25 protein-coding genes and 4 tRNA genes are annotated in these 25,045 nt (G+C 61.3%); 17 read left to right on the forward strand and 12 right to left on the reverse strand.

Annotated elements, in window-relative coordinates; all coding sequences use genetic code 11:
• Positions 1-80: 80 nt before the first annotated feature.
• The 5 genes from B0G83_RS14050 to B0G83_RS14070 all read left to right on the forward strand — a co-directional run bounded on the left by B0G83_RS14050 (position 81) and on the right by B0G83_RS14070 (position 3,634).
• A complete protein-coding gene (locus tag B0G83_RS14050) occupies positions 81-362 on the forward strand; it encodes a type II toxin-antitoxin system RelE/ParE family toxin (protein WP_105507993.1) in 282 nt (93 codons plus the stop codon).
• A 16-nt stretch (positions 363-378) separates the two neighbouring features.
• Complete coding sequence (locus B0G83_RS14055) at positions 379-834, forward strand: HigA family addiction module antitoxin (protein WP_105507994.1); 456 nt, start codon at positions 379-381, stop codon at positions 832-834.
• Between the two features lie 123 nt (positions 835-957).
• Positions 958-1,974, forward strand: a complete 1,017-nt coding sequence (locus tag B0G83_RS14060) for a class 1 fructose-bisphosphatase (RefSeq protein WP_035547733.1) — start codon at positions 958-960, stop codon at positions 1,972-1,974.
• Positions 1,975-2,029: 55 nt separating this feature from the next.
• Positions 2,030-2,105 (forward strand) — tRNA-Thr (locus tag B0G83_RS14065).
• A 407-nt stretch (positions 2,106-2,512) separates the two neighbouring features.
• Positions 2,513-3,634, forward strand: a complete 1,122-nt coding sequence (locus B0G83_RS14070; RefSeq protein ID WP_105507995.1) for a hypothetical protein — start codon at positions 2,513-2,515, stop codon at positions 3,632-3,634.
• Positions 3,635-3,846: 212 nt separating this feature from the next.
• Here B0G83_RS14070 and B0G83_RS14075 read toward each other — a convergent pair whose 3' ends face one another.
• Positions 3,847-4,029: a hypothetical protein gene (locus B0G83_RS14075; protein ID WP_105507996.1), complete on the reverse strand. Its 183-nt coding sequence runs from the start codon at positions 4,027-4,029 to the stop codon at positions 3,847-3,849.
• Positions 4,030-4,356: 327 nt separating this feature from the next.
• Between B0G83_RS14075 and B0G83_RS14080 the strand changes: the two genes are divergently transcribed.
• The 3 genes from B0G83_RS14080 (at position 4,357) to B0G83_RS14085 (ending at position 8,557) form a co-directional block, all read left to right on the forward strand.
• Positions 4,357-7,059: an excinuclease ABC subunit UvrA gene (locus tag B0G83_RS14080; protein ID WP_105507997.1), complete on the forward strand. Its 2,703-nt coding sequence runs from the start codon at positions 4,357-4,359 to the stop codon at positions 7,057-7,059.
• A 461-nt stretch (positions 7,060-7,520) separates the two neighbouring features.
• Positions 7,521-7,670 (forward strand): hypothetical protein, encoded by a 150-nt coding sequence (locus tag B0G83_RS38615; RefSeq protein WP_028200145.1) that lies wholly within the window; start codon positions 7,521-7,523, stop codon positions 7,668-7,670.
• A gap of 290 nt (positions 7,671-7,960) precedes the next feature.
• Complete coding sequence (locus B0G83_RS14085) at positions 7,961-8,557, forward strand: chorismate mutase (protein WP_105507998.1); 597 nt, start codon at positions 7,961-7,963, stop codon at positions 8,555-8,557.
• A 47-nt stretch (positions 8,558-8,604) separates the two neighbouring features.
• On the opposite strand, the gene B0G83_RS14090 is transcribed toward B0G83_RS14085, so the two are convergent.
• The gene (locus tag B0G83_RS14090) at positions 8,605-9,756 is read right to left on the reverse strand and encodes an exonuclease domain-containing protein (protein ID WP_105507999.1); all 1,152 of its coding nucleotides are present in this window, start codon (positions 9,754-9,756) and stop codon (positions 8,605-8,607) included.
• Positions 9,757-10,099: 343 nt separating this feature from the next.
• Positions 10,100-10,303 (reverse strand): cold-shock protein, encoded by a 204-nt coding sequence (locus B0G83_RS14095; protein ID WP_007180812.1) that lies wholly within the window; start codon positions 10,301-10,303, stop codon positions 10,100-10,102.
• Between the two features lie 441 nt (positions 10,304-10,744).
• Between B0G83_RS14095 and B0G83_RS14100 the strand changes: the two genes are divergently transcribed.
• Together B0G83_RS14100 and B0G83_RS14105 are read left to right on the forward strand one after the other, a co-directional pair.
• Positions 10,745-11,008, forward strand: coding sequence for a hypothetical protein (locus tag B0G83_RS14100; protein WP_105508117.1), 264 nt, complete (start codon positions 10,745-10,747; stop codon positions 11,006-11,008).
• Positions 11,009-11,540: 532 nt separating this feature from the next.
• Positions 11,541-12,689 carry a porin gene (locus B0G83_RS14105; RefSeq protein ID WP_105508118.1) on the forward strand — a complete coding sequence of 383 codons (1,149 nt, stop codon included), beginning with the start codon at positions 11,541-11,543 and terminating at the stop codon, positions 12,687-12,689.
• Positions 12,690-12,825: 136 nt separating this feature from the next.
• Here the strand turns inward: B0G83_RS14105 and greB are convergent, their stop codons facing one another.
• Complete coding sequence (gene greB, locus B0G83_RS14110) at positions 12,826-13,395, reverse strand: transcription elongation factor GreB (RefSeq protein WP_105508119.1); 570 nt, start codon at positions 13,393-13,395, stop codon at positions 12,826-12,828.
• A gap of 120 nt (positions 13,396-13,515) precedes the next feature.
• On the opposite strand from greB, the gene B0G83_RS14115 reads away from it, so the two are divergent.
• Positions 13,516-13,592: transfer RNA gene (locus tag B0G83_RS14115), tRNA-Arg, on the forward strand.
• Between the two features lie 79 nt (positions 13,593-13,671).
• Positions 13,672-13,748, forward strand: a tRNA-Arg gene (locus tag B0G83_RS14120).
• 140 nt (positions 13,749-13,888) lie between these two features.
• Here the strand turns inward: B0G83_RS14120 and B0G83_RS14125 are convergent.
• The 5 genes from B0G83_RS14125 to B0G83_RS14145 all read right to left on the reverse strand — a co-directional run bounded on the left by B0G83_RS14125 (position 13,889) and on the right by B0G83_RS14145 (position 18,945).
• Entirely contained in the window at positions 13,889-14,380 is a 492-nt protein-coding gene (locus B0G83_RS14125) for a phage protein NinX family protein (RefSeq protein ID WP_105508000.1), read from the reverse strand.
• 172 nt (positions 14,381-14,552) lie between these two features.
• Positions 14,553-16,910, reverse strand: coding sequence for a bifunctional (p)ppGpp synthetase/guanosine-3',5'-bis(diphosphate) 3'-pyrophosphohydrolase (locus B0G83_RS14130; RefSeq protein WP_105508001.1), 2,358 nt, complete (start codon positions 16,908-16,910; stop codon positions 14,553-14,555).
• Between the two features lie 166 nt (positions 16,911-17,076).
• Positions 17,077-17,280: a DNA-directed RNA polymerase subunit omega gene (gene rpoZ / locus B0G83_RS14135; RefSeq protein WP_006025620.1), complete on the reverse strand. Its 204-nt coding sequence runs from the start codon at positions 17,278-17,280 to the stop codon at positions 17,077-17,079.
• A gap of 60 nt (positions 17,281-17,340) precedes the next feature.
• Positions 17,341-18,003 carry a guanylate kinase gene (gene gmk / locus B0G83_RS14140; RefSeq protein WP_105508002.1) on the reverse strand — a complete coding sequence of 221 codons (663 nt, stop codon included), beginning with the start codon at positions 18,001-18,003 and terminating at the stop codon, positions 17,341-17,343.
• A gap of 18 nt (positions 18,004-18,021) precedes the next feature.
• Complete coding sequence (locus tag B0G83_RS14145; RefSeq protein WP_105508120.1) at positions 18,022-18,945, reverse strand: YicC/YloC family endoribonuclease; 924 nt, start codon at positions 18,943-18,945, stop codon at positions 18,022-18,024.
• 240 nt (positions 18,946-19,185) lie between these two features.
• Here B0G83_RS14145 and rph point away from each other — a divergent pair, with 240 nt between their 5' ends.
• From rph to B0G83_RS14170, 4 genes are all read left to right on the forward strand, one after another.
• Positions 19,186-19,926, forward strand: coding sequence for a ribonuclease PH (gene rph, locus B0G83_RS14155; protein WP_105508004.1), 741 nt, complete (start codon positions 19,186-19,188; stop codon positions 19,924-19,926).
• Positions 19,919-20,566: an RdgB/HAM1 family non-canonical purine NTP pyrophosphatase gene (gene rdgB / locus B0G83_RS14160; protein ID WP_105508005.1), complete on the forward strand. Its 648-nt coding sequence runs from the start codon at positions 19,919-19,921 to the stop codon at positions 20,564-20,566. The genes rph and rdgB overlap by 8 nt, the downstream gene beginning before the upstream one ends.
• Positions 20,563-21,792, forward strand: coding sequence for a radical SAM family heme chaperone HemW (hemW, locus tag B0G83_RS14165; RefSeq protein ID WP_105508006.1), 1,230 nt, complete (start codon positions 20,563-20,565; stop codon positions 21,790-21,792). The genes rdgB and hemW overlap by 4 nt, the downstream gene beginning before the upstream one ends.
• A gap of 55 nt (positions 21,793-21,847) precedes the next feature.
• Positions 21,848-21,937 (forward strand) — tRNA-Ser (locus B0G83_RS14170).
• Positions 21,938-22,374: 437 nt separating this feature from the next.
• On the opposite strand, the gene B0G83_RS14175 is transcribed toward B0G83_RS14170, so the two are convergent.
• Positions 22,375-22,653 (reverse strand): hypothetical protein, encoded by a 279-nt coding sequence (locus B0G83_RS14175; protein ID WP_105508007.1) that lies wholly within the window; start codon positions 22,651-22,653, stop codon positions 22,375-22,377.
• Entirely contained in the window at positions 22,650-23,132 is a 483-nt protein-coding gene (locus B0G83_RS14180; RefSeq protein ID WP_105508008.1) for a DUF2778 domain-containing protein, read from the reverse strand. Before B0G83_RS14180 ends, B0G83_RS14175 begins: the two co-directional genes overlap by 4 nt.
• Positions 23,133-23,513: 381 nt before the next feature.
• Between B0G83_RS14180 and B0G83_RS14185 the strand changes: the two genes are divergently transcribed.
• Complete coding sequence (locus tag B0G83_RS14185) at positions 23,514-23,867, forward strand: hypothetical protein (RefSeq protein WP_105508009.1); 354 nt, start codon at positions 23,514-23,516, stop codon at positions 23,865-23,867.
• Positions 23,868-24,236: 369 nt separating this feature from the next.
• Here B0G83_RS14185 and B0G83_RS14190 read toward each other — a convergent pair whose 3' ends face one another.
• Entirely contained in the window at positions 24,237-24,791 is a 555-nt protein-coding gene (locus tag B0G83_RS14190) for a DUF6543 domain-containing protein (RefSeq protein ID WP_146120227.1), read from the reverse strand.
• Between the last annotated feature and the right edge of the window lie 254 nt (positions 24,792-25,045).

Here is a 25,045-nt window from a genome sequence, read left to right on the forward strand (position 1 = left end):
TGTTCGAATCGCGCCGATAGGGTGAAAGTAAACGTACTCTTTTAACGGTTTACGTTTAACGCTTGACGTTATATCATCCCATGATCACGACATTCAAAGACAAAGCTACCGCAAGAATTTTTCAGGGCGAGTTCGTGCGATCACTGCCGCTTCCAATGCAGACTCTCGCACGGCGCAAACTGCTCATGATCGACGCCGCCCACTCCATCCACACGCTGCGCGCGCCGCCCGGCAACCGGCTCGAAGCGTTGCAAGGCGAGCGCAACGGGCAATGGAGCATCCGTATCAATGCGCAATGGCGCGTCTGTTTTGGTTTTGTCGGCGAGCACGCGCTGAATGTCGAGATCGTCGACTATCACTGATTATTGGGAGGCCAGCATGGTCATCAAACGCTCCGATCTGGACCGCATCGATTTCTCAGACATCGATACCGGCGAGAGCATGCCGGAAATCCATCCCGGCGAGATTCTGCGCGGCGAGTTCCTCGAACCGCTCGGCATGTCCGTCAATGCGCTCGCGCTTGCGCTGCGGGTGCCGGCGCCACGCATCAACGACGTCGTCCGCGGCAAGCGCGCGATCTCGGCCGACACGGCGCTGCGCCTCGAGCGCTACTTCGGCGCGAGCGCGCAGTTCTGGCTCAATCTGCAAATCGCCTACGACCTGCGCGTCGCCGCCGCGGCCGCCGGCGAGCAGATCGAACGCGAAATCGAACCCATGCCCAAGGCGGACCGGCCGAAAATGCCAAAAATCACCGCCGAACACGCCCGCGCAGCGGCGCTGGCCACCAGCTTGCGCAGCAGCGTCGAAGACGGCCGGGCACAGCGCGCGGCCTGACTCTCGCCACACCGCGCGCGGCGTGTGGCGGCACTGAGCGGCGCGATGCTCGTCAAAAGCACGGAGCGGACACAACGAACGGTTAAAATCGAGATATTCCTCAAGCCTTCCCGGAGTACAGCAATGGCTTTGCAACGTCGTACCACTCTCACGAAGTACCTGATCGAGCAGCAGCGCGAGACCAATAACCTGCCGGCCGACCTGCGCCTTTTGATCGAAGTCGTCGCGCGCGCGTGCAAGGCGATCAGTTACCACGTCAGCAAAGGCGCGCTGGGCGATGCGCTCGGCACCGCGGGCAGCGAAAACGTGCAGGGCGAAGTGCAGAAGAAGCTCGACATTCTGTCGAACGAGATCCTGCTCGAGGCGAACGAATGGGGCGGCAACCTGGCCGGCATGGCGTCCGAGGAAATGGAACAGTTCTTCCCGATCCCGGCCAACTATCCGAAGGGCGAATACCTGCTGGTGTTCGATCCGCTCGACGGCTCGTCGAATATCGACGTCAACGTGTCGATCGGCACGATCTTTTCGGTGCTGCGCTGCCCGGACGGCCAGCAGCCCACCGAACAATCGTTCCTGCAACCGGGCACGCAGCAGGTCGCCGCGGGCTATGCGGTGTACGGCCCGCAAACCGTGCTGGTGCTGACCACCGGTAACGGCGTGAACTGCTTCACGCTCGACCGCGAACTCGGTTCGTGGGTCCTCACGCAAAGCGATATGCGCATTCCGGTCGAAACCCGTGAATTCGCGATCAACGCGTCGAACGAACGCCACTGGTACGCACCGGTCGAGCAGTACATCGGCGAATTGAAAGACGGCAAGGACGGTCCGCGCCAGAGCGACTTCAACATGCGCTGGATCGCGTCGATGGTGGCGGACGTGCACCGTATCCTGAATCGCGGCGGCATCTTCATGTATCCGGCCGACAAGCGTACGCCGGACAAGCCAGGCAAGCTGCGTCTGATGTACGAAGCGAACCCGATGGCGTTCATCGTCGAACAGGCCGGCGGAGCCGCGACAAACGGCGAGAAACGCATTCTGGACATCCAGCCGAAGAGCCTGCACGAACGCGTGGCGGTGTTCCTCGGTTCGAAGAACGAGGTCGACCGGGTCACGCGCTACCATCTCGAAGCAAAAAAATGAGCGTAGGGGCTTGCCAAGCCCGTAAAGAAGTCCCTATAATCTCGTTTCTCCTGATGCCGGAATAGCTCAGACGGTAGAGCAGCGCATTCGTAATGCGAAGGTCGGGGGTTCGATTCCTCTTTCCGGCACCATCAAGATTCAAGCAAAAAGCCCAGTCCTCGTGACTGGGCTTTTTGCTTTTCGGCGCTCGTTTCAGCACGCGTTTCCACACTCGCTCAAGCGCCATCGATCAATGGACGATCTCGTCCATTACCCGCCGAAGCAACGGACGGGAACGCCCATTCATCCACCGCTTTTTTCGTCGCGCCGTTGATTCATGGGTCTTCGGCCGCCTGGCACGCGTCTCGCTCTAGCTGGTCCGGCGCCCTTTCATTAAACCAATAAGGGCGATCCACGCAGTGTTGCTTGCAGGCAGCCGCCGATCCTCGCTAGGTCGATGGACCAGCAGCACGCGCCGGCCGCCGGCATTCCGACTGGCGTCCACGCGCAAACGTCTCGGGCCACACCGTTCTCCTGACCAACTTAAGGATCGAATCCCATGACCACCGTCGGCGAACTTCACACAAAAAACCTCGAAGCTATGGTTCCGGCAGCCAGTTCGACCTGGACGTCTCTAGGCGGCGCGTTTCGCGGCATCGCGGCGCCCGTCTACTACGGCGGAAGCCTCTATGCCTTCACGCGAAATACGGACAACACGTTGGGCATGTGTACCGTGACGTCGCCGACAACCGGTAGCTGGATGCAACTGGGCGGCCAACTGACGAACAGCCCGGCGTCGGCAATTTCGCCGAACGGAACGCTCGGCGTGCTCGGGCTCATGCAAGGCAACGTGGTCGAAATCAACTACGTCAATCCGTTCCAGGGCACGCAAACCGGCTTCAGCAATTTTGCCGGCGGCACGCCGTCGGGTGTCAGCTGGTCGGGTGCTCCGGTGATGACCGTCAACAGCAACAACCGGCTCGAGGCATTCATGCTCGACAGCAACGGCAACATGTGGCACACCTATCAGACGAGTGTCGGAACGAACCCGACCTGGAGCAACTGGTCGGTACTCGGCAGCACCTTCCTCGTCGGCGCCTCGTTCCAGGTTTTCCTGAACACGAATACCGGCGCGCTGCAGGCAGTCGCCATCGGCACGAATAACCAGATCTATCAGATGACCCAATATCAGGGCGGTGGCCGCGACGGCTGGAGTTCGCCGGCCCTGGTCGGTACGCTCCCGAGCGTCACGCCGCAATTCACACTCGGCACGGCGGCCGCGTTCAATCCGGGCACGTCGTACTCGGTGTTCTCCGGCTTCAACAGCCAATCCGGTGTATCGGCCAACCCGTTGATGTATTCGAGCGGTTCGTATTCCAACGGAACCTGGGTGAACCTCACCGTGCCCGACTCGCCGATCACCACGTCCGCACCGCTGATGCTCAGCAACGCCGGCACGCCGCAATTGATTTACCAGTCGCAGACCAATCCGGGGCAAGTCGTGCTGCTGTCGCAGAACACGGCGTCGACGAGCTTCTGGAAAGGACAGCAGCAGGTCGGCGCGGCAAGCGGCGACTTGAGTGGGCAAATGTCCGGCGTCATCAATGCCGGCAACGTGGCGTTGTTCCAATGCGGTCAGAGCAAGGGCCAGCTTTACTTCATCAACTATCTGCCGTCCTGATGGCGAATTTCGCTTTCGCCTGCGGGCGACCATCTCCTGCGTGCCGATAGGCGCCGGGGATGACGACTACGGTGAGCGGCACCCCCGCTCACCGTTTTTGCGCTTGCATGCCGAAAGCGGCTCGGCGGCGCTACGCTGCCGAACAGGCGAACCCCGGCATCGACCAACAGGATCGATCGCTTCAAAAACGCCGGAACGTCGCGTGCCGCTCGCTATCCGTAGGACGCGGTCGTGACGAGATTGCGAGCCAGCATCGACTGCTCGGCACTGACCGGCTCGCTTGGCTGCGTCCCGTACGCAACCACTGCCTCGCGCGGCGCCGACGTGAACCACGAAATCCGGCCCGCGCACTCGATGCCGACCTGACGTCCCTTCCAGTACACAGCGTTTTCCACGGCGGACTCCTTGTGAGGTAGAACAGCCATCTTCCGCGCTCGCGAAGCCGCGTCCGTTCGCGACCGCACGCGAAAGCGCCATCCATGCGATTCATTCAATCCATGATAGGCGGCGCGCCCACCCATGCGACGGGTTGTCATCCGGCGACGCGAATCTGGCGCAAAAGGATGAGCGCGCCGCCGTCCACAACAGCGGCGTGAATTTCTGCTTTCCGGCGGGTATCGGCTACGCTGTCGGTCGTCGAGGCGCCGGGCACGGCCCGTGCGAACTCGCCAGCGTTCACCGCCCGCAACCGCAGTCATCGCACCAACCCGCTATTCATCCCCATGGACGCCATCCGCAAACCGCCACGCTCGCCCGCGACATCCTCCAGGACGCCCGCGCCCACTGGCTTCGTCCGGGTGCGCGGCGCACGCGAACACAACCTGAAGAACATCGACGTCGACATTCCCCGCGATGCGCTCGTCGTGTTCACCGGCGTATCGGGCTCAGGCAAGTCGTCGCTGGCCTTCGGCACGTTGTACGCGGAGGCGCAGCGCCGCTACTTCGAATCGGTCGCTCCGTATGCGCGGCGGCTGATCGACCAGGTCGGCGTGCCCGAAGTGGACGCGATCGAAGGGCTGCCGCCCGCGGTCGCGTTACAGCAGCAGCGCGGCACACCGAGCGCGCGTTCGTCGGTGGGCAGCGTGACCACCTTGTCGAGCCTCGTGCGCATGCTGTACTCGCGCACCGGCGACTACCCGCCGAAACAGCCGATGCTGTTCGCCGAGGACTTCTCGCCGAACACGGTGCAAGGCGCCTGCCCAAGCTGCCACGGACTTGGCCGCGTGTACGAGGTCACCGAGAAGTCGATGGTGCCGGACGACTCGCTGACCATCCGCGAGCGCGCGATCGCTGCGTGGCCGCCGGCGTGGCACGGACAGAATCTGCGCGACATTCTGGTGACGCTCGGCTACGACGTCGACACGCCATGGCGTGATCTACCGAAGCAGGACCGCGACTGGATTCTGTTCACCGACGAGCAACCGACAGCGCCTGTCTACGCCGGCCTCACGCCGAAGGAAACCCGCGCCGCCCTCAAACGCAAGGACGAGCCGAGCTACCAGGGCACGTTCACCGGCGCGCGCCGCTACGTGCTGCACACCTTCGCGAACACCCAAAGCGCGCTGATGAAAAAGCGCGTGTCGCAGTACATGATCGGCAGCGTGTGTCCGGCTTGCCAAGGCAAACGGCTTAAAAAGGAAGCGTTGTCGGTGAAGTTCGCCGGGCTCGATATCGGCGAGTTTTCGCAGTTGCCGCTAGCGGGGCTGGCGGCGATGCTCAAGCCGATCGCTCGCGGCGAATGGCCGGAGCCTGACGCGGCCGGGAGCGCGGGAAAAGGCAAAGGCAAAGGCGCGGTACTCAGTGAGCATGCGATGCGCGACGCCATCGACAAAAGAGTCGCCGCCGGCGGCTCGGCGCACAAAATTTCCCGTGACGTGCGGCGCACGCCGAACCTGTCCGAAGAAAAACGCGTCGCCGCGCAGCGTATTGCCGCCGAACTACTGGAACGGCTGACGACGCTGATCGACCTCGGACTCGGTTACCTCGCGCTGGAGCGCAGCACGCCGACCCTGTCATCCGGCGAACTGCAGCGCTTGCGGCTGGCGACGCAGTTGTCGTCGCAACTATTCGGCGTGGTGTATGTGCTCGACGAACCCTCGGCCGGCCTGCATCCCGCCGACGGCGAAGCGCTCTTCACTGCCCTGCAATCGCTGAAGGCGGCGGGCAATTCGCTATTCGTCGTCGAACATGATTTGCAGATGATGCGGCGCGCGGACTGGTTGGTCGACGTCGGTCCCGCGGCGGGTGAAGCGGGCGGCCACGTGGTGTACAGCGGACCGCCCGCGGGGCTCGCGAAGATCGACGCGTCGCAGACACGCCGGCATCTGTTCGCGCCGCCCTCGCCCGTCGATCGCACGCCACGCGAGACCTCGGGCTGGCTAAAGCTCGCCGGCATCACGCGCAACAATCTGCATGGCTTGAACGTGGCGTTTCCGCTCGGCTGCCTGACGGCCGTCACGGGCGTATCGGGTTCCGGCAAGTCGAGTCTGGTGAGCCAGGCGCTGCCCGAACTCGTCGCGAGCCACCTCGGGCGGGTCATCGAAAGCACGGACGACGATGAACTCGACCCCTTGCTAGCCGACGCCGCGCTACCGACCGGCGGCCATATCGCCGACGGCATGGACGCGTTGCGGCGGCTCGTGCGCGTCGATCAGAAACCGATTGGCCGCACGCCGCGCTCGAATCTCGCCACTTATACGGGTCTGTTCGACCATGTGCGCAAGCTGTTCGCCGACACGCCGTTGGCGCGCAAACGCCGCTACAACGCGGGCCGCTTCTCGTTCAACGTCGCCCAGGGCCGCTGCCCGACTTGCGAGGGCGAAGGCTTCGTCAGCGTCGAATTGCTGTTTCTGCCGAGCGTCTATGCGCCTTGCTCGACCTGTCACGGCACGCGCTACAACACGCAGACGCTGGACGTCACCTGGCGCGATAAAACCATCGCCGAGGTGCTCGACCTGACCGTCGACACCGCCTGCACGTTCTTCGCCGACGAACCCGGCGTGATGCGCGCGCTGAGCGTGCTGCGCGACATCGGTCTGGGCTATTTGCGGCTCGGCCAACCCGCCACCGAACTGTCCGGCGGCGAGGCCCAGCGCATCAAGCTCGCCACCGAATTGCAACGCACGCAACGCGGCGACACGCTGTACATCCTCGACGAGCCGACCACCGGCCTGCATCCCGCCGACGTCGACCGTTTGATGGTGCAGTTACAGGGACTCGTGGACGCGGGCAACACCGTCGTGGTCGTCGAACACGATATGCGGGTGGCCGCGCAAAGCGATTGGGTGATCGACGTCGGGCCCGGCGCGGGCGACGCTGGCGGCACGATCGTCGCGAGCGGCACGCCGTCCGAAGTCGCGCGCACGAAGGATAGCCGCACGGCCGTTTATCTGCGGCCACTGCTTGAGCGCGTGAAGCCTCTATAAATTTTGCAAAAAACCTTAAAAGCGGCCAGCCGGGCGTCAACGAAATCGGAGAATCGATCGTTTACAAAAAGATTAGGCGGTTGAATGAGCAGACCAACGCACCGGTAATTAACGAACGTTCGGCCACTTAACAAGAAAATCCTGCTGATGCGGCAGCGCACAAAATAGGCGCGGTTTGTTCATATCAACTGCGTTGAAGTCGTGATGCGCGAAGCATGAGAAGCGCCGCGGCGAAATGCCCGTGCGACAAGGCTGACAGGGACCGGAAGAAAAGTATCGGACTGGTTTGAGGGGATGCGAGAAAAACCGAACATCCGTAAGGCAATCGATAAATTTTATTCAAACACTCTGTTCAAATGTTGGCGTGTGCCGTTAAAGCAACAAACAACCCGTGAGCTGCATCAGCTGCTGGTGCAAAACGGGGACCGAGGCAGATAATCGGTTTGTAAAGGAGAAAGATCATGGATGCCAAACCACCGAAGATTCCGACCCCGGACAAAGTTTTTAGCCCGGATCCGGAACCCGCTGGCGTCGAGTTTCTGGGTGCGGAACTGCCGGAGCACGTGCGCGCCTTTTTCGACGAACAACGAAAGTCGTGCGACTCGAAGTAATGAGTCAATGGCGCGATGCAGCATCGGGGTCCGCGCGTTCGGCGCGCGGCACGGGCAAGCACGCGCTTCGTGACGGGTTTCACACTCGGCGGCTAATGCGGGCTAAAGCCGTTTGAGTCCGACGCTTGGGCGATGCCCGGCGTCTGTTTCTGCTCGCCATCAAGCTTTAATCCGCGCCACGACTTGCGTTGTTTCGCACACCGCTTTTCGCCAATGAATACGTCCGCAATGCCGGGCATCGTCTATTCTTCTGGTTTTTCTTTCGCGGCTCTCCGGCCATCCCCTCCCTCATGAATCGTTCGTCTCGCTTTGGCGCGCTCTGTGCGCTGACGTTGTTCGCCGCGCTTGCATTCACGTCTGCTCCCGCTGCCGCGGATGGCGACGATACGGCGCTCACCAATCTGATCGCGCTGGCGTCGCAGCGCCTTGCACTGGCGGAACCGGTCGCGCGCTGGAAGTGGGCGAATCATCAGGCGATCACCGATACGCCGCGCGAAAACGCACTCCTCGCCGATGTGGAGAAACGCGCCGCTGCCGCCAATGTCGACCCGGCGTTCGCCCACGCGTTCTTCCAGGATCAGATCGACGCGAGCAAGGACGTGCAGAACGCGCTGTTTGCGAACTGGCGTGCCACGCAAGCACCGCAAGGGCCGGCGCCGGATCTCGCCACCTCGACGCGGCCGCAACTGGACCGGCTGACGCAATCGCTGGTGGCCGGCCTCGCGCGCGTGCAACCGCTGCGCTCGGCGCCGGATTGTCCGTCGCGCGTCGCGCAAGCATTGGCCAACTGGAAATCGCTGACACGCTACGACTCGGCCCGCTCGGGCGCGCTGACTCGCGCGCTGGGTCATGTGTGCGAGACGGGTGGTGTAGGCGCGACAGGTTGAGCGGCGCGGCGTGACCGAACGCCGCCCGGCTCAACCGGCTGAATGAGTTAAGCGAGACTCGCTGCGGACGCGCCGCTCGTCACGCTCAACGGCATCACCCGCAGACCGCGCGCGAGGTGACTCTGGAGGATGCGGTAGGTCGACAGTTCAAAGGGCCCCGCGACGCTCGACGCATGCAAATCCGCCGCCTGCGCGAGCGAAGTCGCATGGCCCACGTAGCGCCAGCGATCGACCACATGAAACGCGCGCGATTGCGACTCTTCGTCGCGTTCCTCGAAAACGATCGGGCCTTGAAACGGCCAGGGCGCGTCTGCCGGATCGCTTTTCGCGACGCGCGGCACGCGGTTGTGACCGGGACGCAAGGTCGCGATCCACTGCGCTTCCGCCAGCATGGCGCCTAGCTCACCGCCGGTTGCGCGCCACTCGACGCGCCGCACCTGCTGCGCAAGCCGCATATCTTTCGACGAGCGCCGTTCGCCGGTCAGATGCGAGCGCAAGCGTTGACGCACCCGCACGCTTCGTCCGACATACAGCGGCAGATCCTCTTCCCCATAGAACGCGTAGACACCGCACCCGGCCGGCGCGCTGTCCAGCAAGTCTTCGGTGATGTCACCGGCGAGCCGGTAGCGACGTGTGGTGCGCTCGATCTGGGCGCGCAATACATCGAGCGGCACGAGGCCATGCAGGCGCTGCCAGAACTGCCAGATCAGGTCGGCGTCGGCGAGTGCGCGGTGGCGGTCGGACGGCACCAGCGCATGACGCTCGACCAAAGCATCCAGCCCATGACGCTTTTCCGCCGGAAACAACGCGCGCGACAAACGCACCGTGCACAGCACGTCCGGATCGAACGCCAGGCCGGCACGGCGAAACTCACCGCGCAGAAAGCCGCGATCGAAACTCGCGTTATGAGCGACGAACAGCTTGCCGTTCAGGCGCTCGAACAAGGCCGGTGCAATCGCGTCGAAGGTCGGCGCGCCGCGCACCATGGCGTTAGTGATACCGGTGAGTTGCTGGATGAAGGACGGGATCGGCTGCTGGGGGTCGACGAGACTGCTCCAGCGCGACACGCCGGCGGGTCCGATTTCGACCACGCCGACTTCGGTAATGCGATGCTCGCTGGTCGAGCCGCCGGTGGTTTCAAGGTCGACGAAAACGATCGGGCCATCCAGGGCCGGCTCCGACAAAAACTGTTCAGACATGGAAAGGGATACTTTGGACGCGTGACTTTGCGGCAAGTATGCACCAGTTGGCTGTCCTGTACCCGGGTTGCATCGAATGAAATGTGTTGAGCGGCAGGACGGTGCGCGACATTTCACGGCGCTTTGCGTGACCGATAAAATCCACCGCGATTATATTTTTCGTATAAACGCTGTCGCGGCCAAAAAAGCGCTGCGCATTGAATTTATTTAACTGGGCACGACCGTCCGAACTGGATAGTTAATCCAGTCCTGTTTGCCGACGATGATGCAGGTTAAAAAAGCCCTCGCTTTCGTGCGAGGGCTTTTTTGCGATCAACTACGCGTTACGGACGTGCGCGGCGTCTTACAGCGGCTGGATATTCGCAGCCTGCTTGCCCTTCGGGCCGGCCTTGACGTCGAACGAGACGCGCTGGTTTTCCTTCAGCGACTTGAAGCCGTCTGCGCGAATCTCCGAGAAGTGCGCGAACAGATCTTCGCCGCCCGAATCCGATGTGATGAAGCCAAAGCCCTTAGCATCGTTGAACCATTTGACGATACCAGTTTCCATGTTCCAGTTTCCCTCGATGATTTATAAAAATCGGGCAATGCCCTCAATCCGAATATCACTGCCAAACTATCCGCCGTGGATTATTTCTGACAACCCATCTGGAATCAGACCGGTTACGTGAATTCAGCTTTGCCGTTATACGGGGGACGAAGAATCGTCGTCAAGCGAATTTTTGATATTCGTTTAGCTAGCAACACGCTATGCGTAACGCAAACCGCATCGGCAATGTTTATCGCATATCTCAGTAAATACCGAATAAATTTCACGTCAATATTACTTACTCGACGAGCCGACATGCAAAATGGCGGGAAAAATTTCTACACACCACCCATTTGTGTAACAAATGATGTTTTTAGTAAGTGTTTTTCCGACTTGTTGCGCCACACTCCCGTCAGCATCATTGAAATGAGTAAATGCTGTGATGCAGATCAGGAGAATGTCATGCTGTTGAATGAAATCCGTCGGTTTGTCGCCTGGCTTACGCGGTCGCACGTCAGGGCCGCAGACGGTCAGTGCGAGGCGCGCGCGGAAATGACAGGCTCCTCCACTTTCCGACCCGATCCTGTGTTTCCTGTCTGGCACGGCGATCACTGGCAGAACCTGCTGTCGTCGCCCATGGATGCCCGCCGCTACGTAATGGAAGACTGGAGCGTGCCGGCCACCATCGAGTCGGATCTGACTGACGGCGCGATGCCCGCGCACTAACCGACGCGCATTCACGCTCCGTCGGACGAAAAAAAAGCGCGACTGGGAAGTCGCGCCGACAAAGGTTTGGAGATCTTTTTCGTCAACGAAAAAGTCTGCTTCGGAAAGCAGAAATTCCAGTATAGCGGCTGAGAAGACGCCGATTATTTACACAATCGACAATCATCTATTTCATTCGCAACAACAATCCTTTTTTACGAATTATCTCGTTGTTTTTTGCATCGATTACTGTCGCAAATGAGCAACGCCAATCACGCCGACTCGCTTCCCTCATTCCACGAATAACGCCAACGGCCTTTATCTATAAGGCTCTCCCGGCATTCTCACATCGTTTCCGATCGCGTAATAATTTATTGCGGAAATCGGAATGTCCATGGCGTAACCCGTCTCTCTACACTTTGCGTAACCGGAAACCAGCGCGTTTTTGTTCCGCGCGCATCTCACACGGATTACGCCTCTCGCAGCGGCCCGCGTGAAGGTCTCCCTAAAGCCTGGGTTCAACGCCCACTCTCGCTCTCGGAGTTACAAGATGATGAAGAAGACACTCATGGTCGCTGCCCTCACGGGCGTTTTTGCAACGGCTGCGCAAGCTCAAAGCAGCGTTACGCTGTACGGCTTGATCGACGCCGGCATCACCTATACGAACAACCAGCACGGCCATAGCAACTGGCAGGAAACCAGCGGTTCGGTGAACGGCAGCCGTTGGGGCCTGCGCGGCGCTGAAGATCTGGGTGGCGGTCTCAAGGCCATCTTCACGTTGGAAAACGGCTTCGGTATCAATGACGGCACGCTGAAACAAGGTGGTCGCGAATTCGGCCGTCAAGCGTTCGTCGGTCTCGCGAGCGACCAGTTCGGCGCCGTGACGCTCGGCCGTCAATACGACAGCATGGTCGACTACGTCGGTCCGCTGGCGCTGACCGGCACGCAATACGGCGGCACGCAGTTCGCGCACCCGTTCGACAACGACAACCTGAACAACTCGTTCCGTGTGAACAACTCGGTCAAGTATCAGAGCGTCAACTACGGCGGCTTCAAGTTCGGCGCGTTGTACGGCTTCTCGAACCAGGCTGACGGCTTCGCGAACAACCGCGCGTACAGCGCTGGTGCATCGTATAACTGGGGCGGCCTGAACATCGCTGCCGCTTACCTGCAACTGAACAGCAACGGCGCGACCGGCGCAGCGGCTGCATTCAATTCGGGTGGCGCGGTGTCGAGCGACAACACGTTCTTTGCTGGCCGTCAGCAAACGTGGGGCGCGGGTGCGAACTACGCGTTCGGCCCGGCAACGGTCGGCCTGGTGTATTCGCAAACCAACCTGTCGGGTCTGGCTGGCATCGGCGCAGGCGCGTCGGGCCAATCGGCTGGTATCGGCGGCTTCGGCGGCGACAGCGCTCACTTCCAGAACTTTGAAGCGAACGCCCGTTACGCTCTGACGCCGGCAGTGAGCATCGCCGGTTCGTACACGTACACCAAGGCAAGCCTGGCCGGTACGCGTCCGCACTGGAACCAGTTCAACCTGCAAACCGCGTACGCGCTGTCCAAGCGTACCGACGTGTATCTGCAAGGCGAATACCAGCAAGTCAACGACGGCGCGATCGTCGACGCCGACATCAACGGTCTGGCTGCTTCGGGCAACAACAAGCAAGTGGCTGTCACCGCGGGTCTGCGTCACCGCTTCTAAAGCGGCAGGCAGGTCTCGTAGTATCGAAGGCGCCGTTCGCGGCGCCTTTTTTTATGCCGCGGCGCAGGCGTATTAGGGCTCTGTCACGATCGCATCTCTAGTGCCAAGCGCTTGCGACAAGGTGGCGGCCCAGCCATTAGCCGCCGATGTCCGGCGGCGGATACGTGACGTTCAAGATGTCGATCGGCTGCGGGCCGGCAGGCGTGTACAACGTGACGGTATCGCCGATTTTCGCCTTGATCAGCGCGCGTGCCACCGGCGAGATCCAACTCACGTAGCCGATATCCAGATCGACCTCGTCAACGCCGACAATGGTCACGACATGATCCTCGCCATCTTCGGTCGCATACTCGACGGTCGCGCCGAAGAACACCTGATCGACGTTCTCCTGCTTGCTACTGTCGACCACTTCCGCGAGGTCCAGACGCTTGGTCAGAAAACGGATGCGCCGGTCGATCTCGCGCAACCGACGCTTGCCGTAGATGTAATCGCCGTTTTCCGAGCGATCGCCGTTCGACGCCGCCCACGACACCAGCTTGACCACCTCGGGCCGCGCAACGTCGATCAGATGCAGCAGTTCGTCACGCATGCGCCGATAGCCGGCGGGCGTGATGTAGTTTTTGGTACCCGCCGGCACATCCGGCTGAGCGACGTCGAGATCGTCGTCATTCTCTTCGCTCGACTCTTTGACAAAGGCCTTGTTCATGATCATCCGTTGACTGCAGCAAACGACTGCCTATCAAGGGTACACGATCATGACCATGAGACAAATCGCAGTTACACCCTTCCCTTTTTCAAAACCTTTGCTATAATCTCGTTTCTGCGTGCGGCTGTAGCTCAGATGGATAGAGTACTTGGCTACGAACCAAGGGGTCGTGGGTTCGAATCCTGCCAGCCGCACCACTTATTCGAGGGCCTCCCTCCCGGGAGGCCCTTACGTTTTACCCAGTTTCATTGCAGTAATGCATCACCTGTTTAGCGTGCGGCTGTAGCTCAGATGGATAGAGTACTTGGCTACGAACCAAGGGGTCGTGGGTTCGAATCCTGCCAGCCGCACCACCTATAAAGGGCCTTCCAATCGGAAGGCCCTTTGTTTTTGTTCGACACATTTTGCTCAGTTACGCCAAGCCGATACCTGCCCGGCAGGTCTACTTGGCCAGGGCCGCGTGAAGTATGCAAGCACCTGCCAACCCGTCGACTTACCGCGGCGCCGACTGAATATCCCCAATCTGCCCGTCCGGACTCGGCATATCGCCGCCGTACGAACCTTGCGCCGTTTCCTCGCCAATCGGCTGCGCTCGTTCTCCGCTCAGCACCTGTGCCTCGTGCAGCACATCGTCCACGGTCTCGCCATACCGGCTTTCAACGAACGCCCGCAGCAACGCCTCCCGCAGCGAGGCGCCTCGCCCTTCCACCGTCCGGTGACTACCTTCGAAATCCGCGACGCAGTACGCCGCGCCCTGCTCGGTCCGCTCGCGTACTTCCAGCCGTTGCGCGCGCTCCAGAACCGCGGCAGCGGCCTCCCATGAGGTGGACGGTGTGAACCGGCCGTCCCAAGGACGTCCGCGATCATTGCCGCGAATGGAAACGGTTTCGCCGCTGTCGGTAAAGTGGATTTCGCGCACGAAGTCGTGCAGGCTGCGCGCGACCCAATAGTCGAGCGCAAGGCCGGTGAGGTCAGCTACGTTCATGAGCGTTCTCCCTGAAGAAAACGTGAGACTCGCAGGCGGCGCGGGCGTTCCGGACGTTGGGATCGACGCGGATGGCACTTAAGACAAGCCTCGGACAAAAAAAAGCGTGCTTGCGCACGCCTTCGGCCACATCTCAAGCACGCCGCACATTGCGCGCAGCGTGCGAAACAAATCAGTAATCCGCCCGCTCGCGATCAATCCGCATCCCGCCATCGTGACGGTGATGGCCTTCCTCGCTCGGCCGCTCGCGCGCGATGCGCATGACGTCCGGGTTGGTACGCACGCGGCGCATTACGTTGGCCAGATGGACGCGATCGCTGACCTGGATCACGAAGCGCAGCACCGTGGACTCCTGCGACAGATCTTCGTCCATTGCGATGTGGACGATGTTCGCGTCCGCCGACGTGATGTCGGCCGCCACGCGGGCAAACACGCCCTTGGTGTTCTTGACCAGCACCTTCACGGCGACGTCGAACAGACGGCCCGGCTGCGGCGCCCACGCCACGTCGATCCAGCGGCCCGGATCGCGCTTATGGATACGCTGCGCGACGCGGCAGTCCGTTGTATGGATCGCCATGCCGAGGCCGATGCCGATATAGCCCATGATGTCGTCGCCCGGAATCGGACGACAGCAGGCGGACAGTTGCACCGACATGCCCTCGGTGCCCGTGATCACCACCGGCGGCGCATGCGGCAGATCGGAGTTGGAGCGCGAGCCGTCGTCGTCGGCGTCGCGGCCGCTCATCAGCACCTCGATGCGCTTGGCCATGACCGCCGCGACACGCCGGCCGAGACCGATGTCCGCGAAAATTTCCTGACGGTTCTTGTTGCCGGTCCATTGCACGAGCTTTTCCCATGCTTCCGGCGTGACGTCCGACAGCGCCAGGCCGTAGCCCTTCAACGCCTGATCGACCAGGCGTTCGCCGAGCTGCACGGACTCGTTCAACCGCATCGTCTTCAGATAATGACGGATCGCCGAGCGCGCCTTGCCGCTGCGCACGAACCCTAGCCAAGCTGGATTCGGCTTCGAATACGGCGCCGTGATGACTTCGACGATGTCACCGCTCTTTAGCTCGGTGCGAAGCGGCAGCAGTTCATTGTTGATCTTCACCGCGACGCACTGGTTGCCCAGGTCGCTGTGGATTGAATACGCGAAGTCGAGCGCGGTGGCGCCGCGCGGCAACGCCATGATCTTCGACTTCGGTGTAAACACGTAGACCGCATCCGGGAACAGATCGATCTTCACGTGTTCGAGGAATTCGCTCGAGTCGCCGGCTTCGCTCTGAATATCCAGCAGCGACTTTAGCCACTGGTGCGCGCGCTTCTGCACGTCGTTCAGGTCGGCGCTACCGTTCTTGTACAGCCAATGTGCGGCCACGCCGGCTTCGGCGATCTCGTGCATCTTGCGGGTGCGCACCTGAAACTCGATCGGCGCGCCGAACGGGCCGACCAACGTGGTGTGCAACGACTGATAGCCGTTCACCTTCGGGATCGCGATGTAGTCTTTGAACTTGCCCGGCACGGGCTTGTACAGCGCATGCAGCGCGCCGATGCAGGTGTAGCACTCCAACGCGCTTTCAACCACCACGCGGAAGCCGTACACGTCGAGCACCTGCGAAAACGACAATTGCTTGTCGCGCATCTTCTTGTAGATGCTGAAGATGGTTTTCTCGCGGCCGGTGACTTCGGCGTCGATCTTCGCGTCGGCAATAGCGCGCTGTACCGACTCCAGAATCTTGCCGACCACCTCGCGCCGGTTGCCGCGCGCTGCCTTGACGGCTTTTTCGAGCGTGGCGTACCGGTGCGGGTTGAAGTTCGCGAAGCTCAGATCCTGCAGCTCGCGATAGGTATTGTTCAGACCGAGCCGATGAGCGATCGGCGCGTAAATGTCCAGCGTTTCGCGCGCAACCCGGCGACGCTTCTCGTGCGGCACCGCACCGAGGGTGCGCATGTTGTGCAGCCGGTCGGCGAGCTTCACCAGAATCACGCGGACGTCACGCGCCATTGCGAGCAGCATCTTGCGGAAGTTTTCCGCCTGCGCTTCCTCGCGATTGCGAAACTCCATCTTGTCCAGTTTCGACAAACCGTCGACCAGTTCCGCGACCTTCGCGCCGAAACGCTCGGCGAGTTCGGCCTTGGTGACGCCCTGGTCTTCCATCACGTCATGCAGCAGCGCCGCCATGATCGACTGAGCGTCGAGATTCCAGCCCGCGCAGATTTCCGCGACGGCGACAGGATGCGTGATGTAGGGCTCGCCACTCTGGCGGTACTGGCCGAGGTGGGCTTCGTCGCTGAAATGGAAGGCCGCCTTGATGTCCTTGATCTCTTCCGGCTGCAGATAGCCGGACAAGGCGGACGTCAGTTTGGCAATCGAGACGACGTCATGCCGGCGCGGTTGCTCCGGCGTGGCGGTCGGCCCGAACAGATGGCGAAACGACTGTTCGAGGACCGCGTCGATGTACTTGCGTGCAGACGAGGGCGAGTCGGCGTCGTGTTCCACTTCCGTGGCGGTGGGCGGGGTGGTACTCATGGTCGCCTCCGCAGCGGTTGGGGTTGGACGCCGGTCTGCACGTTGATGCAATTACGTGTAGCAAATGGGTCAAGCGAGGTAAAGCCGGTGTAGCGGTGAAACCAGAAACGCGTGAAGCAAAAGCAGGTAAAGCAAGCGGGCAATCGAAACCGGAAAACAGTGCGCCTTAAACCGGCACCTTCTTCAGCATTTCGACGCCGACCTGGCCGGCTGCGATTTCGCGCAGTGCGACGACCGTGGGCTTGTCGCGGCTTTCGATCTTCGGCGTGTGACCTTGCGCGAGCTGACGCGCGCGATAGGTCGCGGCAAGCGCGAGTTCGAAACGGTTCGGGATCTGTTTGAGACAGTCTTCGACGGTAATGCGGGCCATGTTGGGTTCCTTCTCAGTATGTTGCTTATTCTACCTTATGTGCTCGACACGCCGCCGCGTTCACGCGTGTGGCAGATGAATGCCGAGCTGCACGAAAAGCTGCGTGTGGCGCGCGTATTGCGACGCAAAGCGCGAACGCGTGGCGGCCACGAGGCACTGCAGTTCGCCGAGCGCGCGATCGAAGTTCTCGTTGATCACCACGTATTCCGCTTCGGCCGCGTGCGCCATCTCGCTACCCGCGGCAAGCAGACGCCGCGTGATCACATTCGGCTCGTCCTGGCCGCGTTTCTTCAGACGCTCTTCAAGCGCTTCGAGCGACGGCGGCAGGATGAAAATCTCGACCGCGTTGTGAAACTGTTTCTTCACCTGCTGCGCGCCCTGCCAGTCGATTTCGAGCAGCACGTCATGGCCGCTTTTCATCTGATCCTCGATCCAGACGCGCGACGTGCCGTAGTAATTGCCGTGCACTTCCGCGCTTTCGAGAAACTCGCCGGTGTCGTGACGCGTCATGAAATCGTCGACGGTGGTGAAGTGATAGTGCTCGCCGTCCTGCTCCTTCGGACGCGGCGGGCGCGTCGTGTAGGAAATCGACAAACGGATCGCGTCGTCGCCGGCGAGCAGCGCGTTCACGAGCGTCGACTTGCCCGCGCCCGACGGCGCCACCACCATGAACAGGTTGCCGGGATAAGCACCGGCGTAGGGATTGCGTGTGTGGTCGGTCATGTTCGTGTTGCTCCAGCCTTATTCCAGATTCTGTACTTGCTCGCGCATCTGTTCGATGAGCAGCTTCAGGGTCATCGACGAATCCGCCAGTTCCTTCGCGGCGGCCTTCGAGCCGAGCGTGTTCGCTTCGCGATTCAGTTCCTGCATCATGAAGTCGAGGCGCTTGCCGACCTTGCCGCCCTTCTGGATCACATGGCGCGTTTCGTTCAGGTGCGCGGTGAGGCGCGACAGTTCTTCGGCGATGTCGATGCGGATGCCGTACATCGTCACTTCCTGGCGAATCCGTTCGTTGATTTCCTCGCGCGACACGATCGTCGCGGCCGTGTCCGGCGCGGCGATGCCGAGCGCTTCCTGCAGACGCTCCACGATCTTCTGCTGATGCTTCGCGATCAGTTCCGGCACGAGCGGGGTGATCTTCGTGACGATCGTTTCCATCTCGGTGACGTTGGCGAGCAGCATGGTGGCCAGTTGCGCGCCTTCACGACCGCGCACGTCGATCAGGTCGGTAATGGCCTGTTTGCCGCAGGCGAGCACCGCGTCGCGCAGCACGTCCTGCGCCACGCCGGTTTCGGCCAGCACGCCGGGCCAGCGCATGATTTCACCGGTGCGCAGACGACCGGCTTCCGGGAACGTGGACAGCACCGTGCGTTCGAGCACCGCGAGTTGCGTCAGCGCCTCATGGTTGATCGAGCCCGCGTTGGCCGTCTGTTCGCTGCGCTGCAGATTGATACGGATATCCACCTTGCCGCGCGACAGTTTGTTCATCAGCATTTCGCGCAGCGTCGGTTCGCAGACGCGCACGTCTTCCGGCATGCGGAAGTTCAGATCGAGAAAGCGCGAGTTCACCGTGCGCAGTTCGACCGACACGCTCACGCCGCCGGTGCCCGAGGCCGCGACGAGTTCGCGCGTGGCGCTCGCATAGCCAGTCATGCTGTAGATCATCGTATTTCTCGCGATTGTGGCCATGCGCTCGACGATGGCCGGAGAGTCGAATCGCCCGGCGCTTACGAGGCGCGAGGCGGAGAATCGGCATTATCCCATTTTTGCCGGAAGGGCCGTCCTGCCACGGCCGCCGTCGAGCGGCACACGGCGAAGCGTGCAAGCGTCCGCGCACGACCGCCGCCGCGCGATCGGCGGTAAAATCGCGCTTTCCCTTCCGCTTTTCTTCCAAACCGATCCCAAATGACCCACACCACCCAACGCCCCAGCGGCCGCCAGGCCAACCAGCTGCGCGACGTGCGCATGACGCGCCACTACACGAAGCATGCGGAGGGCTCGGTGCTGGTCGAGTTCGGCGACACCAAGGTCATCTGTACGGCGAGCGTCGCCGAATCCGTGCCGTCGTTCCTGCGCGACCGCGGTCAGGGCTGGCTGACCGCCGAATACGGCATGCTGCCGCGCGCCACCAACACGCGCAACGACCGTGAAGCCGCACGCGGCAAGCAGACTGGGCGCACCCAGGAAATCCAGCGGCTGATCGGCCGCGCGCTGCGCTCGGTGTTCGATCTCGAGAAGCTCGGCGCGCGCACGTTGCATATCGATTGCGACGTGATCCAGGCCGACGGCGGCACGCGCACGGCAAGCATCACCGGCGCTTTCGTGGCGGCGCACGACGCGGTGGCCAAATTGCTGGCCACGGGCCGCATCGAAAGCTCGCCGATCACCGACTACGTCGCGGCGATTTCGGTCGGCGTGTACGACGGGCTGCCGGTGCTCGACCTCGATTACGACGAAGACTCGCAGTGCGACACCGACATGAACGTGGTGATGACCGGCGCGGGCGGTTTCGTCGAAGTTCAGGGCACGGCCGAAGGCGTGCCGTTCTCGCGCGACGAAATGAACGCGCTGATGGATCTGGCGAGCGACGGCATCAGCACGCTGATCGCGAAGCAGAAGGCAGCGCTGGAGCAGAAGAGTGAATGAGGTTCGCCAGAGCGGCGGCGAAGCCGGCCCGGATTCGCCGTTGAAGAAAGTGGTGCTGGCGTCGAATAATGCCGGCAAGCTGCGCGAATTCGCGGCGCTGCTCGGCGCGGCCGGCATCGAACTGATTCCACAAGGCGCGTTGGACGTGCCCGAGGCGGAAGAACCGTATCCGACTTTCGTCGAAAACGCGCTGACCAAGGCACGCCATGCGGCGAAGCTCACCGGCCTGCCCGCCCTCGCCGACGACTCCGGCCTGTGTGTGCGCGCGCTGCGCGGCGCGCCGGGCGTTTATTCGGCACGTTACGCGCAGTTGGCCGGTGGCGAGAAAAGCGATGCCGCGAACAACGCGCGGCTCGTCGCCTCGTTGCAAGGCGAGACCGATCGTCGCGCGTATTACTTCTGCGTGCTGGCGCTGGTGCGTCACGCCGACGACCCCGAACCGTTGATCGCCGAAGGCCGCTGGCACGGCGAGATTCTCGACACGCCGCGCGGCGAGCATGGGTTCGGTTACGACCCGCACTTCTTCCTGCCGTCGCTGAACGCGAGCGCCGCGCAGCTCGAACCGGCGGTGAAGAACGCCGGCAGTCACCGTGCGATAGCGTTGCGGCAACTGCTCGCGCGCCTGACGGAGGAAGCGTGATTCCGATCAAACCGGCGCCGGCCGAGATCGGCAACGGCGTCATCAAGGCGTTCACGTCGCCGGGCAGTATCCGGCTGACGTCGCTGCCGCCGTTGGCGTTGTACGTGCATTTTCCGTGGTGCGTGCGCAAGTGTCCGTATTGCGATTTCAACTCGCACGAGTGGAAAGGCGACACGTTCCCGGAAAACGAGTATCTCGACGCGTTACGCGCCGATCTCGAGATGGCGCTGCCGCTGGTGTGGGGACGCCAGGTGCATACCGTGTTTATCGGCGGCGGCACGCCTAGCTTGCTGTCGGCGGCGGGTCTCGACCGGATGCTGTCGGACGTGCGGGCGCTGCTGCCGCTCGACGCCGACGCGGAAATCACGCTCGAAGCGAACCCCGGCACCTTTGAAGCCGACAAGTTTGCACAGTTTCGCGCGAGCGGCGTGAACCGGCTGTCGGTGGGGATTCAGAGTTTCAACGAGGCGCATCTGAAAGCGCTCGGCCGGATTCACGACTCGACGCAGGCGCGCCACGCGGTCGAGGTCGCGTCCACCACGTTCGACAACTTCAACCTCGACCTGATGTTCGCGCTGCCGGGACAAACGCTCGCCGAATGCCAGGCCGATATCGATACGGCGTTGTCGTTCGCGCCGCCCCATCTGTCCTTGTACCACCTGACGCTCGAACCCAACACGCTGTTCGCAAAGTTCCCGCCGGCGCTGCCCGACGACGACGCCTCCGCGGATATGCAGGACTGGATTCACGAACGCACCACCGCGGCCGGCTACGGTCGCTACGAAGTGTCGGCGTACGCGCAACCGCACAAGCAGAGCAAACACAATCTGAATTACTGGCGCTTCGGCGACTATCTCGGCATCGGTGCGGGCGCGCATACCAAGTTGTCGTTTCCGAATCGCGTGTTGCGCCAGGTGCGCTACAAGCATCCGTCCACGTTCATCGAGCAGGCCAGGGCCGGCACGGCGGTGCAGGAAGAACATGAAGTCGGGCCGCGCGATCTGCCGTTCGAATTCATGCTGAACGCGCTGCGGCTGGTGGAAGGGTTTCCGGTGCATCGGTTCATCGAGCGCACGGGTTTGTCCATGACGTCGATCGAGCCGGCGTTGCAGGAAGCGGAGCGACGCAAGCTAATCACGCGCGACCACGAAAAGATTGCGCCGACACCGCTCGGTCAGGCGTTCCTGAACGACTTGCAGGAGCTGTTTCTGAAAGATCCGCAGTGATAGCGGTTCGAGCGAGTGTCGCAGGAACGATTTTTCAGGTTACAATTTAGGGCTTGGAGGTGTGGCCGAGTGGTTTAAGGCACCGGTCTTGAAAACCGGCGAAGGAGCAATCTTTCCGTGAGTTCGAATCTCACCGCCTCCGCCAGATGAATAGCAAGCCGTTGAATCCAGAAGGATTCAACGGCTTTTTGTTTGGCGACTCACATACTGACTATCAAACCCGACCGCACGCGTCTGGCGGTCCCGCTGACAATTTGGCTCGTGCATGGAGTCCACTGCGGCAAGGAGCAGCTTTCGCGTGAAGCGGCGGGAGTGAAGGCTTGCTCAGAATCCCGGATGTAGAACCGGCGACGTAGATTGAGTGGTTTCATGGGCAACTTATATGGCGCGGTCGTCGCCAGAATATTGATCGAACCCTCGTGTCGCGCTGCCTCTGGTTCTCGGAATTGTTGGTCTATACACCGAGGAGCTTCGCTCATCGAACGGCCGCTTAGTCGGTTCGGAACAGACGTTTCAACATCTGAGCAATGGGACGGGCGCATGGCAAATTTAAGGGAGGCCCTGCCTTGGGCGCGCGGTCAGTTATCGCTGCGCTTGTTGCTCTCTCTGACGTCGAATCAGCGTTGACGATAACCAGACAATGACTGTCGCTACAAAGAAGCTCATGAAGAGCAGCGCTCCGAGCAATACGTTTTCTTCTCCCTCTGAGCCTATGACGCCGAACAGATGGAACACCGGCGTTAGCGCAGTCCACACGGCGTCACTACCCACCCAACGCGCCAGCGGGTCGATGCGCGAAAGCCCGAAGAATACGAACGGTGTAAGCAGGACGGCGAGACCGGTACGCAGAAGCACTTTCATCGTACGTCCACCGTACCGTAATAGGGAATGTCCGTGCCAGGGATGACTGCGGCCGGTTGCGATAGCAGGTATGCGCTAAGTCGATCAAACTGCGCTTGCGACGTGAGCGTGATACAGCCATCGCTGATACCCCAGCGTCCATTCGGATGCAGCCGGAAATTGCCGCGCTTCACGCCGTTTACGAACGTCCAGTCATCGATCTTGCCATCGGCGCTGTACAACGCAAACCAGGATGACCGATTGCTGTTTGACCACATATCCAATGCGAGATCGCGCACGCGCCCAAGTCGGCCGCCGGTCTCCCGTTTGATAATGTAATAGCGCCCCTTGGGGATAGGGCCAGCACCAACGACTGCGGTGTCGGCGGGGTTATCTACATGATCCTTATTGCCTGAGAACGCTGCTACTCCCCCGAATCCGCTGCATAGGAGCGTTGAGAGCTTCTGTGCGTTGAGTGCAAATGTACATTGCGCGGGCATACCAATCCTTTGGGCCTGTGACTGGCGTAAGGTATGACAAATTACGCGGTTTGCGCAATCGATGTGGCGTCGCGGGGTGGAGAACATGCGGCGTGCATTGAAAATCTAGCGGTTATGCGACCACGTGGCTCTATCGAATCGGCCTGAGGCGCATCGCTAAGCGAAGGCGTGGACCCGTCGGCAAAACGCAAGGCTTTGGTACATTCCTCGTACCATTAGTTTTGCGGGATGTAACCATGCGTCAGCACCACGCGAGGCGGCCAGCAAGTGCGCGGTGCTGATCGCGCATCGGGGATAAGCGACGGACCCGCGATATCTGGCCAAGTTAAACGTCGTCATCAAGAAGCATGGACTCGACAAGCTCAGTGCGAAGGCTCCCCGATGATTCGCCGTGCCCTTGCAATCATCGCCCTGGCGCTTGCCCAACAGGCTTACGCAAAGCCGCTTGCGATTCCGAATGACGACAGCGCAGCAGACAAGGCCATTGCCATCACGACGCAGTATCAATTGACGCACGACAACGTCGAATGTTTGCAGTTCGACACGTTCGATAAGGGGACGTTTTACGTGGTGCGTGTTCGGGAGATTCGCCCCAAGGCATGCGGCGGTGCACCGGACGTGTCGCCAACGCTGTTCTTTCTGAAGATACGAAAGAGCTACGGGCGCACCCTGATGAGCGCGGATGGCGACGGGTCCCGCTACGTGTTGCCGAAACGGGTAACCAAGTCCGACTAGGCCACCGGTGTCGGCAGCGGCACTTTAAGTTTGCCTTAAGCAACATCGCGCACTATGCGCGAGCCTGACGAAGGCAATTCACACTTTGTCGTACCCGCCTGCACCGGGCCGGAAGTACGGTGCTTGTAGTAAGCCGACCCCGTGAGGTCGGCTTTTTCATGGCCGAACGGAAGCGCAAGCGGAAACGTGACGAGTAACCACACCGGCCCTTACGCAATTGATTGCACAAGATCGTCAGACGGACAAAACCGAACTTGAGTTCGTTTGCCAACTTCGCCCTTCTCCTGGGTAACGCGAATCGAACTGCGGTAGGACAGATAGTCTGGATTGCTCGCGCCCGACTGGCTCTCGACAACACAGTTGTCGCTACTACTGCAACTCGTTCTGAAGTTGTTGCAACTGTTGATTCGCCTGTTGCAACTGCTGCTCGACCGCTTGCAATTGGTTGTTGACGTTAGCAAGCTGCGTGCTCAGCATGCCCTGCTGAAACGCCAGTTCCAGTGGCGACCGGTTCGCGTGCTGGGGCCCCGGAAACTGTTGCAACTGAGCCTGCAGGTTTTGTCGCTGCTGCATGAGATCCTGCCGCTGAAACTGCAACTGCTGCACCTGCTGCTGCAATTGCGCGACGGCATGATGTCCAAAACTGATCCCCGCAGGCATTCCGCCACGCCAGCCTCCCGGCACCCCAACCTCGCCGTGTGCATGCCAGCCGCCGCTATCGTCCTGTTTGACGGGATACGCGTACTTCGTCGGCATATCCGGGTGGTGGACTCGCCAGGTACCGTTGTCCTTGTCGTACTTCACCGGGAAAGCCCGCGCGTCTTGCCTGATATACGCCGCCCCGCTGTCGTCCTTGAACACGCCTTGATGGATCGCATCGGCACGTAGGGGACCATCCGGTTCGATGGCGTAATGCGCGGGCACACCGAATCGCACGTTGCCCGCGCGCGATCGCGACTCGTCTGAGCTAACTGGCCTCGCGTGCCTTTCCCCATCCAACGGTCCGTGTGCCGACGCATCGAACAATGCAGGCGATGCACGCGGTGTCGCCACCGGTACGGCGCCGTGCGCCGCCGGTGCCTGATCCGATGGGTTCGTTTGACTGCCAGCTGATTGGACTTTCATGTCGCTATCCCTATCTAAATAAGAACTTGAAGTCGGCTTGATCGAGTATTCCT

Origin of the sequence: Paraburkholderia sp. BL21I4N1, from assembly GCF_002973525.1 — a bacterium.
Lineage (GTDB): Bacteria > Pseudomonadota > Gammaproteobacteria > Burkholderiales > Burkholderiaceae > Paraburkholderia.

What these genes read in the sequence shown, in the direction of transcription:
- B0G83_RS14175 (WP_105508007.1), bottom strand. Translation starts at nt 22,653, where the DNA reads ATGAAAGTGCTTCTGCGTACCGGTCTCGCCGTCCTGCTTACACCGTTC.
- rpoZ (WP_006025620.1), bottom strand. Translation starts at nt 17,280, where the DNA reads ATGGCCCGCATTACCGTCGAAGACTGTCTCAAACAGATCCCGAACCGT.
- B0G83_RS38615 (WP_028200145.1), top strand. Translation starts at nt 7,521, where the DNA reads ATGGATGCCAAACCACCGAAGATTCCGACCCCGGACAAAGTTTTTAGC.
- B0G83_RS14050 (WP_105507993.1), top strand. Translation starts at nt 81, where the DNA reads ATGATCACGACATTCAAAGACAAAGCTACCGCAAGAATTTTTCAGGGC.
- B0G83_RS14090 (WP_105507999.1), bottom strand. Translation starts at nt 9,756, where the DNA reads ATGTCTGAACAGTTTTTGTCGGAGCCGGCCCTGGATGGCCCGATCGTT.
- B0G83_RS14185 (WP_105508009.1), top strand. Translation starts at nt 23,514, where the DNA reads ATGATTCGCCGTGCCCTTGCAATCATCGCCCTGGCGCTTGCCCAACAG.
- B0G83_RS14095 (WP_007180812.1), bottom strand. Translation starts at nt 10,303, where the DNA reads ATGGAAACTGGTATCGTCAAATGGTTCAACGATGCTAAGGGCTTTGGC.
- B0G83_RS14180 (WP_105508008.1), bottom strand. Translation starts at nt 23,132, where the DNA reads ATGCCCGCGCAATGTACATTTGCACTCAACGCACAGAAGCTCTCAACG.
- B0G83_RS14085 (WP_105507998.1), top strand. Translation starts at nt 7,961, where the DNA reads ATGAATCGTTCGTCTCGCTTTGGCGCGCTCTGTGCGCTGACGTTGTTC.
- B0G83_RS14060 (WP_035547733.1), top strand. Translation starts at nt 958, where the DNA reads ATGGCTTTGCAACGTCGTACCACTCTCACGAAGTACCTGATCGAGCAG.
- rph (WP_105508004.1), top strand. Translation starts at nt 19,186, where the DNA reads ATGACCCACACCACCCAACGCCCCAGCGGCCGCCAGGCCAACCAGCTG.
- B0G83_RS14145 (WP_105508120.1), bottom strand. Translation starts at nt 18,945, where the DNA reads ATGATCTACAGCATGACTGGCTATGCGAGCGCCACGCGCGAACTCGTC.
- B0G83_RS14130 (WP_105508001.1), bottom strand. Translation starts at nt 16,910, where the DNA reads ATGAGTACCACCCCGCCCACCGCCACGGAAGTGGAACACGACGCCGAC.
- B0G83_RS14125 (WP_105508000.1), bottom strand. Translation starts at nt 14,380, where the DNA reads ATGAACGTAGCTGACCTCACCGGCCTTGCGCTCGACTATTGGGTCGCG.
- B0G83_RS14100 (WP_105508117.1), top strand. Translation starts at nt 10,745, where the DNA reads ATGCTGTTGAATGAAATCCGTCGGTTTGTCGCCTGGCTTACGCGGTCG.
- B0G83_RS14070 (WP_105507995.1), top strand. Translation starts at nt 2,513, where the DNA reads ATGACCACCGTCGGCGAACTTCACACAAAAAACCTCGAAGCTATGGTT.
- B0G83_RS14080 (WP_105507997.1), top strand. Translation starts at nt 4,357, where the DNA reads ATGGACGCCATCCGCAAACCGCCACGCTCGCCCGCGACATCCTCCAGG.
- B0G83_RS14105 (WP_105508118.1), top strand. Translation starts at nt 11,541, where the DNA reads ATGAAGAAGACACTCATGGTCGCTGCCCTCACGGGCGTTTTTGCAACG.
- B0G83_RS14055 (WP_105507994.1), top strand. Translation starts at nt 379, where the DNA reads ATGGTCATCAAACGCTCCGATCTGGACCGCATCGATTTCTCAGACATC.
- gmk (WP_105508002.1), bottom strand. Translation starts at nt 18,003, where the DNA reads ATGACCGACCACACACGCAATCCCTACGCCGGTGCTTATCCCGGCAAC.
- greB (WP_105508119.1), bottom strand. Translation starts at nt 13,395, where the DNA reads ATGAACAAGGCCTTTGTCAAAGAGTCGAGCGAAGAGAATGACGACGAT.